At 54.5% G+C, this 16,806-nt stretch carries 17 protein-coding genes; 7 read left to right on the plus strand and 10 right to left on the minus strand.

The genetic code is table 11. The features are described 5' to 3' along the window. The first annotated feature begins 87 nt into the window (after positions 1 to 87). Positions 88 to 414 carry a superoxide response transcriptional regulator SoxS gene (gene soxS / locus WFM46_RS01190; RefSeq protein ID WP_103177869.1) on the plus strand — a complete coding sequence of 109 codons (327 nt, stop codon included), beginning with the start codon at positions 88 to 90 and terminating at the stop codon, positions 412 to 414. Here soxS and WFM46_RS01195 read toward each other — a convergent pair. After that, positions 411 to 1,997, minus strand: a complete 1,587-nt coding sequence (locus tag WFM46_RS01195; protein WP_325941192.1) for an EAL domain-containing protein — start codon at positions 1,995 to 1,997, stop codon at positions 411 to 413. The two genes, soxS and WFM46_RS01195, sit on opposite strands and share 4 nt — an antisense overlap. Positions 1,998 to 2,336: 339 nt before the next feature. Then, on the minus strand, positions 2,337 to 3,740 hold the full coding sequence (locus tag WFM46_RS01200) for a sensor domain-containing diguanylate cyclase (protein WP_103177867.1): 1,404 nt from the start codon (positions 3,738 to 3,740) through the stop codon (positions 2,337 to 2,339). Positions 3,741 to 4,289: 549 nt separating this feature from the next. On the opposite strand from WFM46_RS01200, the gene WFM46_RS01205 reads away from it, so the two are divergent. Next, positions 4,290 to 4,571, plus strand: coding sequence for a YjcB family protein (locus tag WFM46_RS01205; protein ID WP_103177866.1), 282 nt, complete (start codon positions 4,290 to 4,292; stop codon positions 4,569 to 4,571). Between the two features lie 78 nt (positions 4,572 to 4,649). Here WFM46_RS01205 and WFM46_RS01210 read toward each other — a convergent pair whose 3' ends face one another. Then, a complete protein-coding gene (locus WFM46_RS01210; protein WP_336996924.1) occupies positions 4,650 to 5,549 on the minus strand; it encodes a LysR family transcriptional regulator in 900 nt (299 codons plus the stop codon). 69 nt (positions 5,550 to 5,618) lie between these two features. Here WFM46_RS01210 and WFM46_RS01215 point away from each other — a divergent pair, with 69 nt between their 5' ends. From WFM46_RS01215 to WFM46_RS01225, 3 genes are all read left to right on the plus strand, one after another. Then, positions 5,619 to 6,263, plus strand: a complete 645-nt coding sequence (locus WFM46_RS01215; RefSeq protein ID WP_255410823.1) for an NADPH-dependent F420 reductase — start codon at positions 5,619 to 5,621, stop codon at positions 6,261 to 6,263. 9 nt (positions 6,264 to 6,272) lie between these two features. Beyond that, entirely contained in the window at positions 6,273 to 7,154 is an 882-nt protein-coding gene (locus WFM46_RS01220; RefSeq protein WP_103177863.1) for a helix-turn-helix domain-containing protein, read from the plus strand. Between the two features lie 101 nt (positions 7,155 to 7,255). After that, positions 7,256 to 8,002, plus strand: coding sequence for an SDR family oxidoreductase (locus WFM46_RS01225; protein WP_336996925.1), 747 nt, complete (start codon positions 7,256 to 7,258; stop codon positions 8,000 to 8,002). Positions 8,003 to 8,057: 55 nt separating this feature from the next. On the opposite strand, the gene WFM46_RS01230 is transcribed toward WFM46_RS01225, so the two are convergent. Both WFM46_RS01230 and WFM46_RS01235 read right to left on the minus strand, forming a co-directional pair. Continuing rightward, positions 8,058 to 8,267 (minus strand): YdgH/BhsA/McbA-like domain containing protein, encoded by a 210-nt coding sequence (locus tag WFM46_RS01230; RefSeq protein ID WP_336996926.1) that lies wholly within the window; start codon positions 8,265 to 8,267, stop codon positions 8,058 to 8,060. Positions 8,268 to 8,392: 125 nt separating this feature from the next. Next, positions 8,393 to 9,115 carry an SDR family oxidoreductase gene (locus tag WFM46_RS01235; RefSeq protein ID WP_336996927.1) on the minus strand — a complete coding sequence of 241 codons (723 nt, stop codon included), beginning with the start codon at positions 9,113 to 9,115 and terminating at the stop codon, positions 8,393 to 8,395. A gap of 98 nt (positions 9,116 to 9,213) precedes the next feature. Here WFM46_RS01235 and WFM46_RS01240 point away from each other — a divergent pair, with 98 nt between their 5' ends. Next, positions 9,214 to 10,107, plus strand: a complete 894-nt coding sequence (locus tag WFM46_RS01240; protein ID WP_336996928.1) for a LysR family transcriptional regulator — start codon at positions 9,214 to 9,216, stop codon at positions 10,105 to 10,107. A gap of 71 nt (positions 10,108 to 10,178) precedes the next feature. On the opposite strand, the gene ssb1 is transcribed toward WFM46_RS01240, so the two are convergent. Continuing rightward, positions 10,179 to 10,706: a single-stranded DNA-binding protein SSB1 gene (ssb1, locus tag WFM46_RS01245; protein ID WP_039031947.1), complete on the minus strand. Its 528-nt coding sequence runs from the start codon at positions 10,704 to 10,706 to the stop codon at positions 10,179 to 10,181. A gap of 251 nt (positions 10,707 to 10,957) precedes the next feature. Here ssb1 and uvrA point away from each other — a divergent pair, with 251 nt between their 5' ends. Continuing rightward, positions 10,958 to 13,783, plus strand: a complete 2,826-nt coding sequence (gene uvrA, locus WFM46_RS01250; protein WP_159340265.1) for an excinuclease ABC subunit UvrA — start codon at positions 10,958 to 10,960, stop codon at positions 13,781 to 13,783. Here uvrA and WFM46_RS01255 read toward each other — a convergent pair whose 3' ends face one another. From WFM46_RS01255 to tyrB, 4 genes are all read right to left on the minus strand, one after another. Beyond that, entirely contained in the window at positions 13,784 to 14,137 is a 354-nt protein-coding gene (locus tag WFM46_RS01255) for an MmcQ/YjbR family DNA-binding protein (protein WP_103177856.1), read from the minus strand. Positions 14,138 to 14,139: 2 nt separating this feature from the next. Continuing rightward, positions 14,140 to 14,556 (minus strand): secondary thiamine-phosphate synthase enzyme YjbQ, encoded by a 417-nt coding sequence (locus WFM46_RS01260; RefSeq protein WP_103177855.1) that lies wholly within the window; start codon positions 14,554 to 14,556, stop codon positions 14,140 to 14,142. A 114-nt stretch (positions 14,557 to 14,670) separates the two neighbouring features. Next, positions 14,671 to 15,381 (minus strand): acid phosphatase AphA, encoded by a 711-nt coding sequence (aphA, locus tag WFM46_RS01265; protein WP_336996941.1) that lies wholly within the window; start codon positions 15,379 to 15,381, stop codon positions 14,671 to 14,673. A gap of 194 nt (positions 15,382 to 15,575) precedes the next feature. Next, on the minus strand, positions 15,576 to 16,769 hold the full coding sequence (gene tyrB / locus WFM46_RS01270; protein WP_103177853.1) for an aromatic amino acid transaminase: 1,194 nt from the start codon (positions 16,767 to 16,769) through the stop codon (positions 15,576 to 15,578). Between the last annotated feature and the right edge of the window lie 37 nt (positions 16,770 to 16,806).

The raw sequence follows: 16,806 nt of genomic DNA on the forward strand, positions 1-16,806 counted from the left end.
ACCTCAAGTTAACTTGAGGAATTATACTCGCCCGCAGACAAAACGACGAATCAACCGATACAGGTGTATCCAGAGAGAGGCTGCTCTATGTCACATCAACAAATTATTCAGACACTTATTGAATGGATGGATGACCATATCGATCAACCTTTGAGTATTGATGTGGTGGCGAAGAAGTCGGGTTACTCGAAGTGGTACTTACAGAGAATGTTCCGCGCCGTCACGCACCAGACGCTGGGCGAATACATTCGTCAACGCAGATTATTGCTGGCTGCCCAGGCGTTACGCACCACCCAGCGGCCCATTTTTGATATCGCCATGGATCTGGGATATGTCTCCCAGCAGACGTTCTCCCGCGTCTTCCGCCGCGAATTTGATCGCACCCCCAGCGACTATCGCCATCAGCTTAACTAGTGGCTATGAGCAAGGGCTGCCGCGACGGGCTGATGTTGCCAGGTCATGAAATCCTGCGGTGACATCGCCTTGGCAAAGTGCCAGCCCTGGCAATACTGAACGCCGCGCTTGTTCAACCACATCACCTGCTCCACGGTTTCTACCCCTTCCGCAATGGTTTTCAGGCGCAGGCTTTGGGCCATTTCGATAATGTGCTCGACGATAAGATGGCTGGTGCTGTTGGTGGTCAACGTATCGATGAAGGTCTTGTCGATTTTCAGGATATCCACGTTCAGCGAGTAGAGGTTGTGCAGGTTGGAATAGCCGGTACCAAAATCGTCAATCGCCACTTCATATCCCGCCTGGCGGAATGCCTGGATCACCGGCGTGGTCCTGGGAACATCAATGAAACCGCGCTCCGTCACTTCAATTTTGATCTGCTGGGCCCGCACATTATAGTGCCGGGCTTTATCGGTGATCATCGCAATCAGGCGTGAAGAGTGGAAGTCCGTTGCCGAGAGGTTAATGGAGATATAGAGATGCGGGTTACAGGCCAGGAAATGGCCCAGATCGCTGAAGACTTCTTCTACCACATAATCGGTGATGCGTTCGCTCATCCCCTCTTTTTCTGCCAGCGGGATAAACTCTACCGGGCTCATTACCGGACCGTTAAAACCAGGCCAACGCAACAGCGCTTCTGCGCCGACACACGCATTTGTTTTTATGTCGATAATCGGCTGGTAATGCAGGCATAGTTGTCTTTTATTTAATGCCCGGTGCAATAAGCGGCCTGGTGAATTAAATTCGCGTCGCGTCCGCGACCACATCAGTAAAATGATAATACTGCTGATCATGCCCAGCGGCAGGGTTAACGTTGCCTGATAATAGAGAACTTCATAGAAACGCTGATTAGTGGTCGAAACAATCGCGGCAATCGGGCGTTTCTCGGAGCGAACAATAGTGTAAAAACGACCTTCTTTCTGGAATATAGCTTCGTTATCGCCAATCAGCTTTTTTAAGGCATTTTCTTTTGCCTGTTCGCTAATGGAGAAAAAGTCGTTGTTCACCGTATCAAATACCCCCCACGCCAGGGAGCGGTCGGATGACATGACTTCACTATAGGTCAGAGGATTAACCACCACCACATAATTACCGACCTGCATATAGGTCATTTTATATCCCGCATAAAATGGCGTATCGCGGTAATAATAGATAGAGACGTCAGGCGCGCGTTGGTAATTGGCAGCAGAAATTAAATAGGGGTTTTCAGGCGTGCTGGTTGTTGAGCAGAGAAACTCTTTACCTTCGGCGTACAGCAGGTCGGCAATGTAGAGTCGGCCCCGGACAATATTTAACATATATTGTCGGTGTTCCGGTGTACAAATATTACCCGAGTATTTTTCAGCCGCCTGACGTGCCAGCTCAACCTGCTGAATAACCAGTTCGGTTTTGTCTAAAGCGAGTGCGGCAAATGAGCGAAGTTGACTGCTTGTTTCGTTGACCGCGCGTTGCTGAGCAAACCATAGCGCAAGCATCACAGGTAGCAAAACTACCATGATAACCCCGACTATCCTCAGCACCTTGTCCCGTGCGTTACGATTCATTTCCGCCCTATTATCCCTGCTTTTTATGTGCCTGTAGTCATGAAGGCCGGATGCTTTGCTAAACAGGTGATTACGTTGCATGAATCATGCGAAGTTAGCAACTGACTTTTAACGACAATAACCTAATATTGAGTTATGCCGATAATATTTGTCCGTAAGCCAAACTGAAAGTATTCGTTTCGTGTTTATTAAGTTAAATAATTACCGATCCAGGAAGCCAGGCTCCCGGATAACTCAACAGAAAATCGTCGATTAAGCCAAACTACCTACAGAATGAAAAAAGCGCAACTTCATCATGAAATTTTGTGCTATTTAACCCGTCAGGATGATTGAAGTGATTTATAAATAATCAACCGCGACGATTGTTTTACCTCTTCCGCCGCGCTTGGCATCGTAAAGTGCCTTATCTGCGCTAATGAGTAGTGATGAGGTATCGCGTGGTTTTCCATTCACCTCCACCACGCCCGCACTGAAAGAGAGTGTTAAGGTGCGGCTGCCGACCTTGAGCGGCGTGAGAGAGAGCGCCTGACGGAGCACCATGGAGAGCTGCACCGCCGCGTCACTGCGGGTCTTTGGCAGCAGCAGTAAAAACTCCTCTCCCCCTACCCGGCCCAGCGCTGCCCCCGAGGGGATCACCCTCCGCAGGCAGTCGCAAAAATGCATCAGCGCAGCATCACCCACCAGATGCCCCCACTTATCATTAATCTGTTTAAAGAAATCCAGGTCGAGCATCATGACAGAGAAGTGGCTATCCGCCTCTTCGCGCTGGCAGGCCTCCAGGGCAGCGCCAATCTGCTGCAGGATGGCAGAGCGATTCAGACAGCGTGTCAGATCGTCGGTGGTCGCCTTCATCTCCAGCTGCTGCTCCGCTTTTTTACGCGCGGTAATATCGAGCCCGATATTGAGGATTGAGCCGTCCGGCAGAGAGATATTCGACCACAGGATCGTCAGCTGAACCCCGTCCCGACGTAGCGGATGCCATTCGTACATATCGTTCAGCGGGGTGGTATTCACCGACTCGTGCACCCGGCGGCGCTCCTCCGGGTCTGGATAAAAGAGCGCCAGCGGATCGGCATGGGCGTTGATCTCCACCATCGTCCAGCCAAACACCTTTTCGCACTCGGCATTCCACAATACGCAGCGGCTATGGCGGTCAAAGGAGTTCATCAGTACCGGCGCCCGCTCAAACAGGGTTTTATACTGGGTGATCACCCGCTGCATCTCTTTTGCCGTGCGCTCACGGGCAACGAGGCCGGTCAAATAGTCCTTCAGTTTTTCGACCAGGATCACCACCACCTGTTTCAGCACGGTGATGCTGCTTTGCGGTTGCGCAAAGCCGAGGAAGAAGTAGCCGTTGCAGCGATCCTGTTGCAGCGACAATTTATACAGCACGCCACACTGTAGTTGCCTGTGTCCCGGATGCATGGCAGGAAATAAAAGCGTACCGGTCTTCTCTTTCCAACAGATGACCCGCCATGCGCGGTGGTGACGCTGCAATAACGTGCTGGAAAGAAAGGCTTTAATTTCTGAGGAATGGCAGGTTAATTCACCGACGCTGACCACCTGCTGCTGACCCGCATCGTCCTCCACCATTACCCAGCTGGTCTGGGCGCCAAAGGTATGATTAATCGTCTGCAGAAGATCCGTTAAGGTTTGCTGCGACGATAATTTTGGCATTAATTTAGCTAATGCGTGCAGAGCCCGCGTACTGTCATTTATATTCTCTCGATTTGCTTGCTTCATCGTTTTATTCGTCGCTCATTTAACGAGATAAAAAATGTCGCAACGAATAAATCAGGAGTGAAAGGATACGCAGCCAGCATCTATTATTACGGCTGTCTGATCCTGTCGAAAAAAGATGTGTGTGTAAAATTAAAAGTACAGCAAATAATAACCAGTAAAAGCCTGATTTATTTATTACGGGCTAATTACGTAACCGGATGAAGCATAATCCATAGGCCTGAGGCTGTAAATATTGTACAACCACAGGTTACCTGTACACGTTTTCTTATCTCAATGAATTATCGATAAAGTTACCGCAACCCGAGCAATTAGCTGATTAAAGATATATTCCTGCGGCCCTATAACCGTATTAAATAAAGGGTTAAAAAAGGCCATTTTCATGCATTTGCCCACTGGCGAATAAAAGAACAAATGTGATATAGTTCACACATCTGATGTAACGCAAAACATCGTTTCATTTTGTCAGTCTGAGCTTGCCGATAGCCAGTTTGCCACGTCCGGGCAACGTCGCGCTATACCCGGCGGCGGATATCTTTGAGGATCGGTCTTATGGCAGCTATTACCACCGGTGTTGTCTTTGCACGCTGGGAATTGTTGAGCGCGGTGCTGATGTTTCTGGCCAGCACCCTGAACGTTCAGTTTAAAAAGTCGGATTACGCAGTACTGGCGGTGATCAGCACCTGTCTGGGTCTGGCGGCGGCATGCTGGTTTGCCACCGGCCTGCTGGGCATCACCCTGCTGGATATGGCCGCGGTCTGGAATAACGTTAAAACGATCATGGTTGAGGCAATGAGCCATACGCCACCGGACTGGCCAATGATGTACACCTAGTTCCAGCGATAAAAACCAGACCAGGGTCTGGTTTTTTTATGACCATCGCCGGCCTGGTTGTCAGATCGCTAATTCACCTTATTCATTTGCCTGCGCTTTGAGCTTATTGATAAACCAGCGTCCGGCCGGGCCTGGAGGGTATTCCCTCAAATGTACGGCGTACATTGAAAATCCCGCGCCAACGTCAGGCTGCATCTGTAAATTCAAAGCGACCAGCCGACCGCTGGCAAGATCTTCCTCAACCATTGGCAAAGGCATATAGCCCCAACCCAGCCCCGCGCGTAAGAATGCATGCTTCGCTCCCATGTCCCCTATACGCCATGTCTTGCCCGACATAACGCCGAAGTTGCGCCCCGCAGTGAGCGTGGAACGATCGGCCAACACCAGTTGCACCTGCTCCTGCACAACCGAACGAAGGAGAGGGCTGGCTATTCTAGCCAGCGGATGATCTGGCGATACCACGGCTACGGCGCCTACGCTGAGAAGATACTCAGCTGCACAACCCGCAGGTAAATCGGGTAGCGAGCCGATTACCGCCACCCGGCAGCTACCGGCCAGTAAAGGCTGAAGTACCCCACCCAACGCCTCCACGTACAGACGCAAGGGCGTAGCAGGAAAGGCCTGCTGAAAGGCTTGCACCGCGGCAGTCAATTTTTCAACAGGAAACATCACATCCACGGATACCACAAGTTCAGGCTCCAGCCCTTCAGCCAGGGTGCGTGCCTTAGCCTTGAACGCGTCCATTCCCGCCGTTGCAATACGCGCTGACTCCAGCAGGGCAAGCCCCGCCTCCGTCAGTCTGGGATAGCGCCCCGTTCGCTCAAACAACGGAAAGCCAACCTGAGACTCAAGGTTCGCCAGCGTCGCGCTGACGACCGACTGCGCCCGCCGTAATTTGCGCCCAGCGGCCGAGAAACTGCCCTCATCAACTGCGGCAATAAACGTACGCAGTTGATCAATAGACATACCGTCAAGCATGTATCGCTCCGTTAGATGGGATCCATCTAATTATATAGGCTACACAGATGGAATGGCGATGATTACTATTTGGTCAGCTTCTCAACCATACATTTAAGGAAACAAGCGATGAAAACAGAAACCGTGGGTATTATTGGCGCTGGCGCCATCGGGCAGGCTTTTGCCAGACAGCTTGTCAATGCCGGGCTGAACGTTATTCTGAGCAATAGCCGTGGCCCCGACAGCCTGGCGGAAGTGGTGAACGCGTTAGGCGACAGGGCTCGCGCGGGTACCGTGCAGCAAGCGGCTGAAGCCGGGATAGTTTTTGTAAGCACCAACTGGAGCAGCACCGAAGCCGCGCTAAGCGGTCTAAACTGGAGTGGACGTATCCTGATTGATGCCACCAATCCGGTGATTTTACCCGGCTTTACCCTGGCCGAACTGGGTGGAAAAAATTCCAGCCAGGTGATGACGCAGTGGGCACCCGGCGCCCGCGTCGTCAAAGCCTTCAACACGCTTCTGGCCAGCGTGCTGGCGCAGGATCCGGCCCAGGCGGGCGGACGCCGCGTCGTGTTTATCTCTGGAGACGATGCCGGGGCGAAATCCGAAGTGGAAGCATTGGCCGCGCGAATGGGCTTCGCCACTATAGATTTAGGCAGCCTTGAAACGGGTGGTCATCTGCAACAGTTCCCTGGCGGTCCTCTGCCAGCCCTGAACCTGGTAAAACTGGCATAGTCGATTAACATGACCCAGCGTACTTCCGCAGAGACATTCGAAGAATACATTCCCGGGGAGTTGCAGAAGGAACACCGGGCGCTCTCCTCCCGGGATGTATTTGTCCAAATCCTGACGCGTCGCCAGGTCCAGGAAAAGATTATTATTCCCGCCGTGCCGGAGCCCTTCATTGTGTGGATACTTTCAGGCTGTGCCCTGGTTGAAGAACGCTCCCCGGGAGAAGGATGGATAGCAAACCCCGTTGTCGCAGGGGATTTTTTTCTCACTACGGCAGATTCGCCCACCGAAATGAGATGGCGAGCCGAGCCGGGCGCGCCGTTCATCGTAATGCACGTCTATATTGGCGTAGCCATGATGCAGGGCGTTGAATTGCGCGAAGTCTCCGGAGAGCGGGACGAAACGCTGTCCGCTTTGCTGGAACATATACGCGCGGAGCTTTACCAGCAAAATCAGCCCAGCGGCCCGTTTATTCAGGGTATCGCCCAGGCGCTGGCGGTCCATCTGGCACGTACTTACCGGACCGATGCGAAGCGGCATCGCGGCGGCCTGCAGGCGTTTAAATTACACCGGGTCTTTAAGGCGATGCGTGACGATCTGGCTCAGCCCTTTGACCTGGCGCGGTTGGCCTGTCTGACCGGACTGAGCGAATTCCACTTCAGCCGCGTCTTTAAGCAGTCTACCGGGCTTTCGCCTTCCCACTATTTTATCCGGCTGCGGATGGAAGAGGCCCGTCGCCTGCTTTCCGAAACAGATGATTCCATTATCAGTATCTCCCTGACCGTGGGTTACAACAGCCCCAGCCATTTTGCCTCAGCATTTCGCCGGGTAACCGGCATATCGCCTTCAAAATATCGTAGCGATTATCGTCGTAGCAAAATCACGACAGTTTGAGCAATCCGCCGCGCGAAGAGACCGGGTGAAAGAGACATGATTGTTCCGTACTTCAGAGGTTCTTTCTGAAGCGCTGAAATCCATTCACAAGAGGATCAATTATGGAACTCAACGGTAAAACCGCCATCGTGACCGGGGCATCAAGCGGCATCGGTGCTGCTACCGCCAAAAAATTAGCCGCACATGGCGTTAAAGTTGGCCTCGCCGCGCGCCGCCTGGATCGCCTGCAGGCTCTGGTCAGCGAAATTGAGGCCGCTGGCGGTAAAGCCATCGCGCTGGAAATGGATGTGACAAACCAGGCCTCCGTATCTGCAGGCGTGGCGACGTTGCACAAAACCTATGGCCGCATTGATATCGCCTTTAACAATGCCGGGCTGATGCCCATTTCGGACATCGCCAGCCTTAAACTTGAAGAATGGCATCGTATGGTAGGCGTCAACATTAAGGGCCTGTTTAATACCGTCGCAGCGGTACTCCCTGTTATGCAGGCCCAGAAATCAGGACATATTATCAATACCTCCTCGATCGCCGGGCGTAAAACTTTTCCGGGACTGGGTGTCTACTGTGCGACCAAACACGCGGTAGCGGCCTTCAGCGATATTTTGCGCATGGAGATATCGCCTGAATTCAATATCCGTGTTACCTCGCTACAGCCTGGCGCGGTTGAAAGCGAGTTATTTGAGCATATCAGTGACGAGAATTACCGCGCCCGGATGGAGCAGTTAAAAGAGCAGATGACATTTCTGAAGTCTGCCGATATCGCTGACGCTATTCTCTACGCCTTACAGGCGCCGGACCATGTGGACGTGGCTGAGCTATTTATTATGCCTACCGAACAACCGTGGTAAAACGAAAAAAGCTGCCCGCCGGGCAGCTTTTTTTGCAGTAACCATGTGCACTTATTTATTTGGTCAATTCAGCCGTTACGTAAGCCTTATTATTAAAGCGCGCACTGGTGATTTTATATGACGCACCGGCCTTTTGCGCCTGGGCGGCGATTTTTGCTTCCGCGCCATCAAGAGTGGAGTCAACTGCGCTTACTGTCTGTGCCACGCTACAGAATGACATCACAGATAAAGCAATACCTGCCATTAAGCCAGTCATATTTTTCATGTCTGATCTCCTTTAATCGGATCGGTATACGGCGGGATATATTACCGGCGGAACGGAAATAATATCCTCACCTGATTTCAGCGAGTATTTTCTGACAGAATAAATCTGCCGACAAAAATTGAGTTTTAATTTGCTGACGCAGTAGGTCTGATGGTTATTTCGGTTGTATCCACATTTTCGGGTGCCTCAATAACCTGCCGCACAGCGCGGGCAATATCAGCAGGTTTAAGCGAAATGGCGCGATAAGCATCCATCACCGCCATGGTTTCCGTGTGGGTAATGGTCGAGGCAAGGTCGCTTTCCACCACGCCTGGATTGACGCAGGTGACGCGGATATTCGAACTTTCCTGGCGTAAACCATCCGAAATAGCCCGTACTGCAAATTTTGTTGCGCAATAGACGGCGGCCGTTGGCACAACGGAAAGGGCACCAATAGAGCCAATGTTGATAATCTGACCGCTGCCCTGTGCCTCCATAACGGGAAGTACAGCCCCAATTCCCCAGAGAACGCCTTTGATATTAACGTCAACCATGCGTTCCCATTCATCCTGTTTCCCTGCCGCAAGCGGAGAAAGCGGCATAATCCCTGCGTTATTGATTAAGACGTCGACGCGCCCCCACTTTTCGACTGCCGCCTGGACGAAGCCAGCCATCGACTGACGGCTGGTAACATCCAGCTCATGGGCTTCAGCCTGGCCGCCCGTATTGCGGATCTCTGCCGCAATGGCTTCAATACGATCCAGCCTGCGTGCCCCCAGCAATACCTTCGCGCCAGCATACCCAAGCTCTCTGGCAATACCTTCACCAATACCGCTGGATGCGCCCGTAATTAAGATAACTTTATTCATGTTGTGCTCCTTCAGTTGAGTTCAGGAAGATAATAGAACCCTTGGATTGTTTCTTGTATACTGCTATCACTTGACTCACTGGTTAGCAGATCTAAACAATGAAGGTCGATCTTAATCTCCTGCCTCTTTTTCTCGCGGTCGCCGAGGAACACAGCTTCAGCGCGGCCGCCGCACGCCTTGGCGTCACCCGGTCGGCAGTCAGCCAGGGTATAAGGCGTCTTGAGGACACTTTCGAAACCCTGCTTGTCATGCGCACAACGCGTTCGGTAAACCTGACCGAAGCAGGCGAGCGGCTGCGTAACGCCTTATCTTTACCTTTAGCAAATATCGAAGCGGCCTTTGAAGAGATCGCCCCGGACAGCGCGCCGCGCGGGCTTCTGCGGATTGCGGTAACATCAATAGCCGAAGAGTTTCTTTCTGGCCCCTTGCTCGCCTCCTTTGCGGCAGCGAATCCGGGTGTGACTATTGATATTCTGGTGTCGGATGAGGAGTTCGATATCGTGGCGGCGGGCTATGATGCCGGCGTGAGGCTGGGAGAGGTTATCGAAAAAGATATGATCGCCGTGCCTCTGACGGGGCCGCAGCGGGAAATGGTGGTTGCATCGCCCTCCTGGCTGGCGGCCAACAGCGCCCCCCGACATCCCCGTGAGCTGGTTCGCCATCGCTGTATCGGCTGGCGCCCTTCCCCGGATGTAGCACCCTATCGCTGGGAATTTGAGGAGGCAGGCGTCCCTTTCGATGTGGCCATCGATCCGCAGATCACCACTAACGATCTGCGTCTGATGCTGAGGCTCGCCCTTGCCGGCGGCGGCATCACCTTTGCCCCTCAGGAGACCTTCCGGCCCTATATTGAAAGTGGGCAGCTTGTATCCATACTGGATGAATATCTCCCTCATTTTCCGGGTTTTTATCTTTATTTCCCGCAACGCCGCAACATGGCGCCAAAATTGCGTGCCTTGATCGAGCATATAAGGCAATGGCGACAGCCGTAACTCACCCTTTCCTGACCTACAGGTATAAAAAAACCCTGCCAGGCAGGGTTTTTATTTCGTTCTGCAAGAGATCAGAACGGGATGTCGTCGTCGAAGTCCATTGGCGGTTCGTTGGACTGCGCTGGCGCAGATGGCTGCTGCGGACGGGACTGTGCGCCGCCGCTGAACTGGTTGCCGCCCTGCGGCTGCTGAGGCTGACCCCAACCGCCCTGCTGCTGCTGGCCGCCGCCTGCTGGCGCGCCACCGCCCTGACGGCCACCCAGCATCTGCATGGTACCGCCAACGTTCACCACCACTTCAGTGGTGTATTTTTCTGCGCCGGACTGATCGGTCCATTTGCGGGTACGCAGCTGGCCTTCGATATAGACCTGAGAACCTTTACGCAGATACTCACCGGCCACCTCGGCCAGTTTGCCAAACAGCACGACGCGGTGCCATTCGGTCTGCTCTTTCATCTCACCGGTCGCTTTATCACGCCAGGATTCGGAGGTAGCCAGCGTAATGTTGGCCACTGCACCACCACTCGGCATATAGCGTACTTCCGGGTCCTGGCCCAGATTACCGACGAGAATCACCTTGTTTACGCCTCTGCTGGCCATGATCGTGTCTCCTGAAAACAATTTCTAAATAGTGTAAACGCGCGAGTGTACCATTTCCATGCCGCATGTTCATAGCTGCGAGGCGGATTCCACCCAACTCTTTTCGTGGTCTATTTTTGCACAACGAATCTGAATTTGCATCTCAATACTGTATATCCAGCCAGGTCAATTTGTGTCATAATTAATCGTTTATGCCGGTTGTCCTTCAAACAAACCAGGCATTCCGTGTATCTACCTACCGGGAAAGGTGAATGGATAAGATCGAAGTTCGGGGCGCCCGCACCCACAATCTCAAGAATATCAACCTCGTCATCCCTCGCGACAAGCTGATTGTCGTCACCGGGCTTTCAGGCTCAGGCAAATCCTCTCTGGCTTTCGACACCCTGTATGCCGAAGGTCAGCGTCGTTACGTTGAGTCGCTCTCTGCCTATGCGCGTCAGTTCCTGTCGCTGATGGAAAAACCGGACGTCGACCATATTGAAGGGTTGTCGCCTGCCATCTCCATTGAGCAGAAGTCGACCTCCCACAACCCGCGTTCCACCGTCGGGACCATCACCGAAATCCATGACTACCTGCGTCTGCTCTATGCCCGCGTAGGCGAGCCGCGCTGTCCGGATCACGATGTGCCGCTGGCGGCGCAGACCGTTAGCCAGATGGTGGACAACGTGCTGGCGCAGCCGGAAGGCAGACGCCTGATGCTGCTTGCGCCAATCATTAAAGAGCGTAAGGGCGAACACACCAAAACGCTGGAAAACCTGGCAAGCCAGGGCTATATCCGCGCCCGTATCGACGGGGAAGTGTGCGATCTCTCCGATCCACCGAAGCTGGAACTGCAAAAGAAACACACTATAGAGGTGGTGATCGACCGCTTTAAGGTGCGTGACGATATGACCCAGCGCCTGGCGGAGTCGTTCGAGACCGCGCTGGATCTCTCCGGCGGTACGGCGGTAGTTGCCGATATGGACGACCCGAAAGCGGAGGAGCTGCTCTTCTCCGCCAATTTCGCCTGCCCGGTGTGCGGCTACAGCATGCGCGAGCTGGAACCGCGTCTGTTCTCGTTCAACAACCCGGCGGGCGCCTGCCCGACCTGTGATGGCCTGGGCGTACAGCAGTACTTCGATCCCGATCGGGTGATCCAGAATCCCGAACTGTCGCTGGCTGGCGGCGCCATCCGCGGCTGGGATAAGCGTAACTTCTACTATTTCCAGATGCTGAAGTCGCTGGCAGAGCACTATAAATTTGACGTTGAAGCGCCGTGGGGCAGCCTGAGCCCGAACGTGCACAAAGTGATCCTGTTCGGTTCCGGCAAAGAGAACATCGAGTTCAAATATATGAACGATCGCGGCGATACCTCGGTGCGTCGCCATCCGTTTGAAGGCGTGCTGCACAATATGGAGCGCCGCTACAAAGAGACCGAATCCAGCGCCGTGCGTGAAGAGCTGGCGAAGTTCATCAGCAACCGCTCCTGCGCCACCTGTGACGGCACCCGTCTGCGTCGTGAAGCGCGCCATGTGTATGTGGAAAACACGCCGCTGCCGGCCATCTCAGACATGAGCATCGGTCATGCGATGGACTTCTTCACCAACCTGAAGCTCTCCGGCCAGCGGGCGAAAATCGCCGAGAAAGTGCTGAAAGAGATTGGTGATCGTCTGAAATTCCTGGTGAACGTTGGCCTCAACTACCTGACGCTTTCCCGCTCCGCAGAGACGCTCTCCGGCGGCGAGGCCCAGCGTATCCGTCTGGCGAGCCAGATTGGTGCGGGCTTAGTGGGCGTCATGTACGTGCTGGATGAGCCCTCTATCGGCCTGCATCAGCGTGACAACGAACGTCTGCTTGGCACCCTGATCCACCTGCGTAACCTCGGCAACACGGTGATTGTGGTCGAGCATGATGAAGATGCCATCCGCGCCGCCGACCACGTGATCGACATCGGGCCGGGTGCGGGTGTCCACGGCGGCCAGGTGGTGGCGGAAGGGCCGCTGGACGCCATCATGGCGGTGCCAGAGTCCCTGACCGGCCAGTACATGAGCGGTCAACGCAAGATTGAGGTGCCAAAACAGCGCGTGCCTGCCAACCCGGAAAAAGTACTGAAACTCACCGGCGCCCGCGGCAACAACCTGAAAGATGTGACGCTCACCCTGCCGGTCGGCCTGTTCACCTGCATTACCGGGGTGTCGGGTTCCGGTAAATCGACGCTGATTAACGACACCCTGTTCCCGATTGCGCAAACTCAGCTGAACGGTGCAACGCTGGCAGAGCCTGCGCCGTACCGTGACATCACCGGGCTTGAGCACTTCGACAAGGTGATCGATATCGACCAGAGCCCGATTGGTCGTACCCCGCGCTCTAACCCGGCGACCTATACCGGTGTCTTCACGCCGGTACGTGAACTCTTTGCCGGCGTGCCGGAATCGCGCTCACGCGGCTACACGCCGGGCCGCTTCAGCTTTAACGTGCGCGGCGGGCGCTGCGAAGCCTGTCAGGGGGATGGGGTGATCAAAGTTGAGATGCACTTCCTGCCGGATATCTACGTGCCGTGCGATCAGTGCAAAGGCAAGCGCTATAACCGCGAAACGCTGGAGATCAAATATAAAGGCAAGACCATCCACGAAGTGCTGGATATGACCATCGAAGAGGCGCGCGAGTTCTTTGATGCCGTTCCGGCGCTGGCGCGTAAGCTCCAGACCCTGATGGATGTTGGTCTGACCTACATTCGTCTGGGCCAGTCAGCAACTACCCTCTCGGGCGGGGAGGCGCAGCGCGTGAAGCTGGCGCGTGAGCTCTCCAAACGCGGCACCGGACAGACGCTGTACATTCTGGATGAGCCGACCACCGGTCTGCACTTTGCCGATATCCAGCAGCTTCTCGACGTGCTGCACCAGCTTCGCGATCAAGGCAACACCATCGTGGTGATTGAGCACAACCTGGACGTGATTAAAACCGCGGACTGGATTGTCGATCTCGGTCCGGAAGGCGGCAGCGGCGGCGGTGAAATTTTGGTTTCCGGCACCCCGGAAACCGTCGCGGAGTGCGAAGCCTCGCACACCGCCCGCTTCCTTAAACCGCTTCTGAAGTAGTTACACTGACAGCTGCTGCCGGGTCATCTCCGGCAGCAGTTCCACCGCCTGCGTGTAAGAGGCATCCACCAGGTAATAAATCTGCGAATCGGGAATCGACCCGTCCAGATAGACCGTGCTCCAGTGCGCTTTATTCAGGTGCTTGCTGGGACGCACGTCGCTGTGCTGCTGGCGCAACAGTTCTGCCAGTTCAGGGCTGGTTTTTAACGAGGCCGCCGGACGCCCCTCCACATCTTTCACCATCGCAAACAGCACGTCGGCGACTTTGATCTGGGTTGCCTTCCAGTCGCTGTGCACGCTTTGCTCCGCACCCGGCTTATTCATGCAGTACTGAAGTATCTCCGAAATTGTCATCTTTATTCCCCTTGTAGCGTGGCGATGATTTTGCGCGAACCGCCGTGGATACGATGTTCTCCCAGCCAGATCCCCTGCCAGGTGCCCAGCTGCAGACGGCCATGATTGACCGGCAGCAGTAAAGAGACGCCTAGCGTGGAGGATTTAATATGGGAAGGCATGTCGTCTGGCCCCTCGTCATCATGTTCCCAGCGGGCATTATCGGGAATGGATTTGAGAAAGTGCTGCTCCATATCGGAACGGACGGTGGGATCGCAGTTCTCATTAAGAGTGAGAGAGGCTGACGTGTGTTGCAGCAACAGATGAAGTAAACCCACGTTGATGCGGGGAAGATCGCGAATCTGACCGATGACCTCATCCGTCACCAGGTGAAAACCGCGAGACCTGGCGCGCAGGGTCAGGGTTTGCTGATACCACATGTGCTGCTCCGTTTTACAGATTGATCCTTCTAAGTGTGCAGCAATACGACGAAAGGTAAAACCCGCAGCAGGTAAATCTGCTTAAAAAGTGTTCTTGCCGGCGCCAAAAGAGACTCAATATTCTGAGTTAACGATCACTTCTTCCCCAAAGTCTCCCGCCTGAGGCAGCGGTTTTTGGGTGGAGTTCGACGCCCGCAAAACCCGAATCCCCCTGGCACCCGCTTCACGCGCTGCGTTGATGTCGCTATCCGCGTCGCCGTAGTAAATCTTAATCTGCTTCTGGACAATCCACGGCGTTTTGGTCCTCTTCCCCTTTCCGCCAATAAAAATCACCGGATTCATAGATACGGCGGGTATCAGAAAGGCGTCCTGCAAGGTTTTCGTGACCGTTTCGGTTTTAGTGAAATGACGCCCGGTAATAAACCAGATGTTGTCGCCGCGCTTCAGGTGCATGGCGATCAGCGCCCGCGCCACCTCTTTGGGAATGCTGAACGCATCCCAGCCGTTATTCATCTGCTCCCAGAATGCCGGATTTTTCAGGTACTCATCGCTCTCCGGAGACCAGGTTTTTTTACCCCGCCAGAAGCCAGGGCTGGAAAACAGGACGGTGTCATCGATATCAAACCCCACCGACATGGGTGGACGCCCGAGCAGACTTTTTTCAATTTGCGCGACGGAAACCCAGTGGACGGGCGCCTGCTCAGCCAATCTGGCGGCGGTTGTGCCCGGATATAACGGTGGAGGTGAAGAGGGGCGAGCTACGGCTGGGTTGCTGAGCGAGAGCAATAAGCAGGCAGCGCTGAGCGCCAGTATGATCTTGCGCATTTTTTCCCCAGAATATTCAGATTGTTGTTTTATTTTTGAGCGGATGGTCAAAAGCCCCATCGAAAATAACCGCAGCGGGAGGGGAAGGAAAGGAGAATTTCTCTCTCCGTCGCAATAGAAAGAGGGGTATCACAAAGCGCGGCTGTACTTCTTAACGACCCCCTTCGCCAAAGAAGGAGGTCGTGAGTAAGTGCTTACATTACAGCGGCAAAGGCCTTCGCCACACGCTGAACGTTGCCGCTATTCAGGCCTGCAACGCACATGCGTCCACTGGCAATCAGATAGACGCCGAACTCGTCGCGCAGGCGGTCTACCTGCTGTGCGCTGAAGCCGGTATAGCTGAACATGCCGCGCTGCTGTAGCAGGTAGTCGAAGTTGTGCCCCGGAACGGCATCCTTCAGCACATCCACCAGCGTCTGACGCATGGCGAGAATGCGGGTACGCATCGCTTCCACCTCTGCCAGCCACTCGGCTTTGAGTTCGTCATCGCCGAGCACGGTCGCCACCACCTGCGCCCCGAAGTTTGGTGGGCTGGAGTAGATACGACGCACGGTCGCCTTCAGCTGGCCCAGCACGCGCCCGGCGGCGTCCTGATCTTCGCAGACCACAGACAGACCGCCGACACGTTCACCATACAGCGAGAAGATTTTGGAGAAGGAGTTGCTGACCAGCGCCGGCAGACCTGCGCTGGCAATGGCGCGGATGGCGTAAGCATCCTCTTCCATCCCGGCGCCAAAGCCCTGGTAGGCGATGTCGAGGAACGGGATCAGGTTGCGGGCTTTCAGCACCTCGATAACCGCATCCCACTGCGCATTCGTCAGATCGGCACCGGTCGGGTTATGGCAGCACGGATGCAGCAGCACGATGCTGCGTTCCGGCAGTGTGCTCAGTTTTTCCAGCAAGGCGCCAACGCGTACGCCGTTAGTCTGGTCGTCGAACCACGGATAGGTATTCACCGTGAAGCCCGCGCCTTCAAAGATGGCGACATGGTTTTCCCAGGTCGGATCGCTCACCCATACACCCGACTCCGGAAAATATTTGTGCAGGAAGTCGGCGCCGACCTTCAGCGCGCCTGACCCACCCAGCGTCTGGATGGTTGCAACACGCTTCTGTGCCAGCACCGGATGGTCTGCGCCAAACAGCAGTGGGGCGATGGTGTGACGGTAACTGTTGAGTCCTTCCATCGGCAGATAGAGCGACGCACCGTGTGGCGTGGCGTTCAGACGCGCTTCGGCTTTGGCAACGGCTTGCAGCTGCGGGATGATGCCCGCTTCGTTGTAGTAAAGACCGATACTGAGGTTAACTTTATCGCCACGCGGATCGTCTTTGAAACGCTCCATTAAGGAGAGGATAGGGTCGCCAGCATAGGCGTCGACTTTCTGGAACACGCGATGGTTCTCCGGATAATAATGAGGCAGGGAATTC

Source organism: Leclercia sp. M50 (genome assembly GCF_037150775.1).
GTDB lineage: Bacteria > Pseudomonadota > Gammaproteobacteria > Enterobacterales > Enterobacteriaceae > Enterobacter.

Excerpts from the sequence above, each read along its gene's own strand:
- aphA (WP_336996941.1), bottom strand. The coding sequence starts at position 15,381 with ATGCGCAAGATCATACTGGCGCTCAGCGCTGCCTGCTTATTGCTCTCG.
- WFM46_RS01195 (WP_325941192.1), bottom strand. The coding sequence starts at position 1,997 with ATGAATCGTAACGCACGGGACAAGGTGCTGAGGATAGTCGGGGTTATC.
- WFM46_RS01230 (WP_336996926.1), bottom strand. The coding sequence starts at position 8,267 with ATGAAAAATATGACTGGCTTAATGGCAGGTATTGCTTTATCTGTGATG.
- WFM46_RS01255 (WP_103177856.1), bottom strand. The coding sequence starts at position 14,137 with ATGACAATTTCGGAGATACTTCAGTACTGCATGAATAAGCCGGGTGCG.
- WFM46_RS01210 (WP_336996924.1), bottom strand. The coding sequence starts at position 5,549 with ATGCTTGACGGTATGTCTATTGATCAACTGCGTACGTTTATTGCCGCA.
- WFM46_RS01205 (WP_103177866.1), top strand. The coding sequence starts at position 4,290 with ATGGCAGCTATTACCACCGGTGTTGTCTTTGCACGCTGGGAATTGTTG.
- WFM46_RS01260 (WP_103177855.1), bottom strand. The coding sequence starts at position 14,556 with ATGTGGTATCAGCAAACCCTGACCCTGCGCGCCAGGTCTCGCGGTTTT.
- WFM46_RS01200 (WP_103177867.1), bottom strand. The coding sequence starts at position 3,740 with ATGAAGCAAGCAAATCGAGAGAATATAAATGACAGTACGCGGGCTCTG.
- WFM46_RS01225 (WP_336996925.1), top strand. The coding sequence starts at position 7,256 with ATGGAACTCAACGGTAAAACCGCCATCGTGACCGGGGCATCAAGCGGC.
- WFM46_RS01220 (WP_103177863.1), top strand. The coding sequence starts at position 6,273 with ATGACCCAGCGTACTTCCGCAGAGACATTCGAAGAATACATTCCCGGG.
- WFM46_RS01235 (WP_336996927.1), bottom strand. The coding sequence starts at position 9,115 with ATGAATAAAGTTATCTTAATTACGGGCGCATCCAGCGGTATTGGTGAA.
- soxS (WP_103177869.1), top strand. The coding sequence starts at position 88 with ATGTCACATCAACAAATTATTCAGACACTTATTGAATGGATGGATGAC.
- ssb1 (WP_039031947.1), bottom strand. The coding sequence starts at position 10,706 with ATGGCCAGCAGAGGCGTAAACAAGGTGATTCTCGTCGGTAATCTGGGC.
- WFM46_RS01240 (WP_336996928.1), top strand. The coding sequence starts at position 9,214 with ATGAAGGTCGATCTTAATCTCCTGCCTCTTTTTCTCGCGGTCGCCGAG.
- uvrA (WP_159340265.1), top strand. The coding sequence starts at position 10,958 with ATGGATAAGATCGAAGTTCGGGGCGCCCGCACCCACAATCTCAAGAAT.